This window comes from Phormidium pseudopriestleyi FRX01, assembly GCF_017313335.1.
Taxonomy (GTDB): domain Bacteria; phylum Cyanobacteriota; class Cyanobacteriia; order Cyanobacteriales; family Laspinemataceae; genus Laspinema; species Laspinema pseudopriestleyi.
This window is the reverse complement of sequence record NZ_JAFLQW010000199.1, coordinates 1-5,886: the sequence shown is the minus strand read 5'-3', so window position 1 is coordinate 5,886 and position 5,886 is coordinate 1. Positions and strand designations below refer to the sequence as shown.

The window sequence follows — 5,886 nt, the reverse complement described above, 5'->3', positions numbered from 1 at the left end:
GCGTCTAAATTGAAGCGGTTAAAACTGTGGAACAAATTGGCCCCATCTGCCGATGTTTGTCCCCCTTGAATATTAAATTGTGGTCCATCCGTGGTAATCGTGGTCCCGGTCCCATCGCTTGCCGGGTCAATGCCTTGGGCCAACAAGGGGTGTTGATGTGCGCCAATCACTGTGGCAAACAATCCAGTGATGATGAACTGAATCTGCTTGCCTGTTAATTGTTTGACTGAAGCAATCCAATAACCCATGATCTCCCTTGATCTCCTTATCTGTTAATCTTTATCCCCTTTAGCATCCTGATGTTCCCCCACTGATTGCCTGATTCTGGAAAACCCCACCCCATTTTTTATTTATTGGAGGGCTGTTAATACCGGGGCTGAATTAAACAACAAGCCTATTATTAGTATTCTATTAGTCTACTGGATTGTATTCCCTTTGACAAGTTCAGTATTCTTACTTAAGATTGGCCTTAAGTTCTTATGAACAGGTCGCTTAAAATTCCCTAAGTTAGGGACGGATTGACGAAAATCATTGATAGGGAGAGATTGCCAAGGTTAAGGGGTGCGTTGTTAAAATTCCGCTTAAAATTCTGCTGAGGGGACGGATGAGGGACACAAAAAACCCGGTTTCTGAATGAAACCGGGTCAGAGTTAGGTTAAACTAAGAGCCGATGAAGGATTAGGCCGGATTAGTTTGGCTAGATTTTTGTTTTTGCAGTTTCCGGACAATCTCACCTTTTTCCAGGAGTCCGACTAATACCCCATTGTCATTAATCACAGGTAACTCAGACAGGTCGCGGTCTTCGAGAATGGCGATCGCTTCGAGTAAGGTGACATTGGATTTGATAGTAGTCGTTGATTCCACTGTTTTCATCAGTTCTTTAACCTGAGTCGTCGGCCAGTCAGAGGTCGAGATTAGTTTCAAATCATCCACTGAGATCGACCCGATTAAATATCCGGCCTCATCGGTGACTAAAAACTTGCGCCACTGGGTTTTGCTACCGATAATATACTCGTTGGCAAACTCACGCAAGGAGAGTTCGGCAGAGACAATCGGACTGTTGGGGTTGACTGCATCCGCAGCAGTATAGTGAGAAAGGGTATCTTGAATTGAGGCCGATTGTGCAGCAGTTCCCGCATTCTGAATCACGAAGAACCCGATTAACAGCGTCCAGAAGCTGCCAACGTTACTGATGCCGAGGATGGCCAACCCACCGAGGAGTACCGCAATCCAACCGAGTGCTTGGCCGACTCGTCCGGCAAACATCACACCTTTATAGGGGTTGCCGGTAATTTTCCAGACGAGGGATTTGAGGATGTTCCCGCCATCGAGGGGTAAACCGGGAATCAGGTTAAACAGGGCTAACATTAAGTTTATCGAGGCCAACAGTCCCAAAATTGCAGCGACTGGGCCAGTGACGGGCGTTGTTAAGGCAACTGCACTAAACAGTATAAACAACATGAAGCTCACCGCTGGTCCGGCGATCGCCACCCAGAATGCCTCACCAGGAGTTTTTGACTCTCGTTCTAAACTAGCGAGTCCACCGAACAGGAATAAGGCGATCGATTTGACTTCAATTCCCTGACGAATGGCTACAAAACTATGTCCCAATTCATGCGCTAATACTGAAGCAAACAGCAACAACGCCGCAACCAATCCTAATATCCAGGGTAATATTATACCCATTGCTGGAAATTGAGAGGCCAGCGCTCCGCCATAACTAAAGGTCACTAAAGCCAGCACTAAAAACCACGAGGGGTTTACATAAAAAGGAATTCCGAATAAGTTGCCGATGCGAATGTTGCCGTTCATATTGGCTCCGTCATTTATTAACAATTGAGATGCAATGTTTTGCCTCTCGTTTCTCTACTGTAACAAAATGTAACGAATCGGTCAATCTAGGTTGAGTCGTAGTAACCGTCCCTAGGAGTTCGGCTTAGAGAAACCGGCTTGTAATCTGAGTAAATCTACGCAGTTACCCGCGCAACGTCTTGAAGCTGAAGGGATAGAAGCCTTGGAAAGTAAAGGGTTATGGGAGGCGGATTAACAATAGACGGTGACATCTTCGCCACATTCATCGGCGAGGAAACATAAGGCCCTAAACCGCAGAAATACCAGTTGCTCATAAAAGGGATTGAGCTTACACAGCGGCGGAATGTGAAATAAAGTCCGTCCAAATAGCTTGATATCCCGTTCAAATGGACATTGCGCCGGAATCAGCTTGCACAATCCTTTGGCCTGTTCCGGATTTTTAATTTCAATGCTATCGATCCAGTTACGGATAGGGAGCAGGACATCATTCACCCGAAGTTTATAAAGGGTTTTTGACTGAGTTAATAAGTTTGATAAAATGAACATCACGATTCTTCCTTGACCTATATCTCTGAAGGTTTTTTCTCTTATAGGTTTATTATTACCCCGGTATTCCAGGTTTGTCCCATTCCCAAAGTAGTAAAATCCACCCTCATCAGATAGAGTTTTCGCGCCTATATTATACGAACAAAGGAAGACTCAATGGCCTGTCGGTGCATTCGAGGTCACATAAAAACGCCAGAACCCTCTCGTAATCGACCTTTTGCCCTCTCTTACCAGAGATAGAGAGTCTCAGGACGGTTAAAATGCTCACTTCCGGACTAATACGGAATTCGGTTGTCAAAGGTCTATAAAAAGAAGCGCGACTCAAGGGTGGGTCTACACGGACAAAGCCCGCACTTCGACCCTTCGACCCTTCGACCCTTCGACCCTTCGACCCTTCGACGGGGCTCAGGACAGGCGGGGCTCATCAGAGCCCTGCGCGGGCTACTCTACTATAAAAAACGACCTTTGAAAATCGGATTGGGTATGAGACGGGGCTATCCACCCTGGAGTTCGTCCTGGAGTGGCAGGGGCGATCGCCCCCACAATTTGGTCTATAATTTCCTTAAGTTTTCTTGATGATTCAATTCAAAAACCCTGAAGGCAACTGCCAAATTTATCAATCATGGTTCTCATCCGCATTATCAAATCCTGGGAAATTCCCGAACACCAAACCACTCCAGAAACCGCCTTTTTGTCCCGTCGTCGCTTTTTGAAGACTGCCATCGCTGCGGGGATTGGGGCGACAGTTCTACCGATCGCTGGCTGTAACGGTGAAACCAACTCGGACTCCCTGAGCGAACTCATCCAAAATACCACTCCCTTAGCCAATATCCCGCGCAACCCTAATTTTATAGAAGGCGATCGGCCCATCACCGACCAAACCTTTGCCTCTCGTTACAACAATTTTTATGAATTTGGCGGCACCAAATCAATTTGGAAATCCGCCCAAAGTTTGCCCACAGAAAACTGGAAAGTTGAAGTCAGTGGACTCGTCAAAAATCCCCGCATTTATGATATTGATGAAATTCAAACCCAATTTCCCCTAGAAGAACGCATCTATCGCTTCCGATGTGTAGAAGCTTGGGCAATGGTTGTTCCCTGGATTGGATTCCCCATGAAACGCATGATTGAAGCTGTGGAACCCACCAGTGCCGCTAAATTTGTGCGATTTACCTCATTTTATGATCCAGAGATTACTCCAGGTCCTGGATTTCATTTAGGCAGCTTACCTTGGCCTTACACCGAAAGTTTGAGAATTGAGGAAATGGCCAACGAACTGGCCTTTTTTGCTACGGGAATTTACGGTCGGACCCTTCCCAAACAACATGGAGCACCCCTGCGGATGGTAATTCCGTGGAAATACGGGTTTAAGGGAGCTAAATCTATTGTTAAAATCGAGTTCCTAGCCGAACAACCGGCGACTTATTGGAATACTTTAGTGCCGAGCGAGTACGATTTAGAGGCGAATGTCAATCCGAATAAGCCTCATCCGCGCTGGTCTCAGGCAACAGAACGGATTGTTGGCACTGGACCGGCTTTATCCTGGAAACGTCAGCCTACCCTTCCTTATAACGGGTATGGAGAATGGGTCGCCAACTTGTACTCTATCTAAACAAACCGTTCTCATCCCCGTTAGGCGGTGGTTTTCACCCCCGGGATATTTTACCTTACCCACCGGATAGGGCTTAACCTCTAGGTGTAGCTTGATGGCGATCGCAAAATAGCCAGTTTTCTCAAAAAGGGATAAACTCAGCTTGATTGCCACAACGGAATCAGACCCACATTACATCCTGAGATTCGGGTTGAGAAGAGGGGTTTGGCAACCTTCCCTGGGCGGGGTCAAACAATCGGTCCAACCCGGGGAGAGTAGCGGTACAGTAGAGGTTAGAATCCAGGTTTTTCGCAAAATCTCTACATCAGAGCAACAATTTAGGGCCAGAAACCCGGGTTTTTGTCTTTTGTTCTCTAAGACTGTACCGATCGCCTAGGGATCACCGGATGCATCTACACTGTAAGACCGAGGGCATAGTATTTGTACTCGTCCCATTCTCCGGAATCGGAGGTAATCGGAGCGGTGCATATTGAGTTGGGAGTCAATTTGTTATGAGCAACCATCAGCACGAAGACCGGGAGGCAGCGGAGAAAGCATTCTTAGATTCTCTAAATGCATTGCAAGAGCGTTTGCAATTGGTGGAGGACCAGAAGGCTGCATCTGCTCGCGAAGCTGAACGGCAAGCGATTAAGACGGCAGAAGAAGAGAAGGCGACTTTTACCCTCCATGATCTGGAAGAGGCCGTGGCTGATATTGATGAATTTTTTAAAGAATTGCACAAACCAAAAGCTGAGGATTAATCCCTTAAGGTTTGTTAGTTTGAATTCCCTGAGTTTAAGCAACCGGAGAGGAATGGCTGGTTTGACGCAGAGCTTCATATAAAATTAAGGCAGCGGCGATCGCAACATTTAAGGATTCGACCCCAGACTGCAAGGGGATCCGAACTTGATAATCGGCGGTGGAGAGTAAGTCGGAGGATAATCCTGCGCCTTCATTGCCAAGTAAAACTAAAGTCGGCTGCTGATAATCAATTTCCCAATACGTTAGGGGTGCATCGGCAGTGGTAGAAATCACCTGCACCCCTTGTTGTTGTGCGCGGATGACATCGCTCTTCAAGTCAGCACTGACGGCAACAGGCAAGCGAAACCACTGTCCGGCAGAGGCGCGTAAAACTTTTGGAGAAGCTGGATCTACACTATCAGCACTTAACCAAATGCCTTGAGTTCCGGTGGCGGCAGCGGTTCTAATTAGGGTCCCGAGATTACCAGGGTCTTGGAGGGTTTCTAAGGCGAGGGTCAAACCGGACCAAGGAATTGAAGGGACCACAGGCTCGCGCCGTTTGGCGACTGCGACAACTCCATCCGGTTGTACCGTGGTCGCGACTGCCTTGAGGACTGCTTCGTTGACGAGTTCACACCGGGGCGATCGCTGGGTCACCTGTTCCCATAATTTGGGATAGCGAGCTTGCCACTCCGGTGTAAAACAGACCACCTCTAGGGGATAATCCACCCCACAGGCTTCCTCCAAGAGGTGCGTCCCTTCCAACAGAAACATTTGCTGGAGATCGCGCTCCTTTGCAGCGTGCAACTTCCGCATCTGCTTGACCAGAGGATTCTGAAGGCTCGTCAACATTTGGGTATTCAATGGGTTGTAGATGCGGAACCCGGGACTTGAACCCGGAAGTCCTTGCGGACACTAGAACCTGAATCTAGCGCGTCTACCAATTCCGCCAGTTCCGCGAAAATGCAGTTTTGCACTGCAATTTACAATACTGCCTTAATTCCTTATAGATGTCAAGGGGTCAATTCAAAAAAGTTTTTTCCCAATTACGACATCTACCTACTACACAAGAGAAACACGGTAGGGCTGGTAGCCTCGCGCTCTAAAGATGCTATGTGGAAAGCCCACACGAGCGGTTTTAACCGCCTACACTGTAGTCCAACCATGATGAGGGTCGTTAATGTAGCGCTCTATCG

Annotated in this window: 6 protein-coding genes and 1 tRNA gene; 2 read left to right on the top strand and 5 right to left on the bottom strand. The window is 47.6% G+C overall.

Annotation, left to right across the window (positions count from 1 at the left end):
• The 3 genes from J0895_RS07260 to J0895_RS07250 form a co-directional block, all read right to left on the bottom strand.
• The coding region (locus J0895_RS07260; protein ID WP_207087440.1) for a hypothetical protein at nt 1–248 on the bottom strand (248 nt) is incomplete at its 3' end.
• Nucleotides 249–678: 430 nt separating this feature from the next.
• Nucleotides 679–1,812, bottom strand: a complete 1,134-nt coding sequence (locus J0895_RS07255) for a site-2 protease family protein (protein WP_207087439.1) — start codon at nt 1,810–1,812, stop codon at nt 679–681.
• A 231-nt stretch (nt 1,813–2,043) separates the two neighbouring features.
• Entirely contained in the window at nt 2,044–2,358 is a 315-nt protein-coding gene (locus tag J0895_RS07250) for a Mo-dependent nitrogenase C-terminal domain-containing protein (protein ID WP_207087438.1), read from the bottom strand.
• Nucleotides 2,359–2,980: 622 nt separating this feature from the next.
• On the opposite strand from J0895_RS07250, the gene msrP reads away from it, so the two are divergent.
• Together msrP and J0895_RS07240 are read left to right on the top strand one after the other, a co-directional pair.
• Entirely contained in the window at nt 2,981–3,970 is a 990-nt protein-coding gene (msrP, locus tag J0895_RS07245) for a protein-methionine-sulfoxide reductase catalytic subunit MsrP (protein ID WP_207087437.1), read from the top strand.
• 491 nt (nt 3,971–4,461) lie between these two features.
• On the top strand, nt 4,462–4,710 hold the full coding sequence (locus J0895_RS07240) for a hypothetical protein (protein WP_207087436.1): 249 nt from the start codon (nt 4,462–4,464) through the stop codon (nt 4,708–4,710).
• A 34-nt stretch (nt 4,711–4,744) separates the two neighbouring features.
• Here J0895_RS07240 and J0895_RS07235 read toward each other — a convergent pair whose 3' ends face one another.
• Nucleotides 4,745–5,542 carry a TrmH family RNA methyltransferase gene (locus tag J0895_RS07235; RefSeq protein WP_207087435.1) on the bottom strand — a complete coding sequence of 266 codons (798 nt, stop codon included), beginning with the start codon at nt 5,540–5,542 and terminating at the stop codon, nt 4,745–4,747.
• Nucleotides 5,543–5,565: 23 nt separating this feature from the next.
• Nucleotides 5,566–5,649 (bottom strand) — tRNA-Leu (locus J0895_RS07230).
• Between the last annotated feature and the right edge of the window lie 237 nt (nt 5,650–5,886).

Excerpts from the sequence above, each read along its gene's own strand:
- J0895_RS07255 (WP_207087439.1), bottom strand. The coding sequence starts at position 1,812 with ATGAACGGCAACATTCGCATCGGCAACTTATTCGGAATTCCTTTTTAT.
- J0895_RS07250 (WP_207087438.1), bottom strand. The coding sequence starts at position 2,358 with ATGTTCATTTTATCAAACTTATTAACTCAGTCAAAAACCCTTTATAAA.
- msrP (WP_207087437.1), top strand. The coding sequence starts at position 2,981 with ATGGTTCTCATCCGCATTATCAAATCCTGGGAAATTCCCGAACACCAA.
- J0895_RS07240 (WP_207087436.1), top strand. The coding sequence starts at position 4,462 with ATGAGCAACCATCAGCACGAAGACCGGGAGGCAGCGGAGAAAGCATTC.
- J0895_RS07235 (WP_207087435.1), bottom strand. The coding sequence starts at position 5,542 with ATGTTGACGAGCCTTCAGAATCCTCTGGTCAAGCAGATGCGGAAGTTG.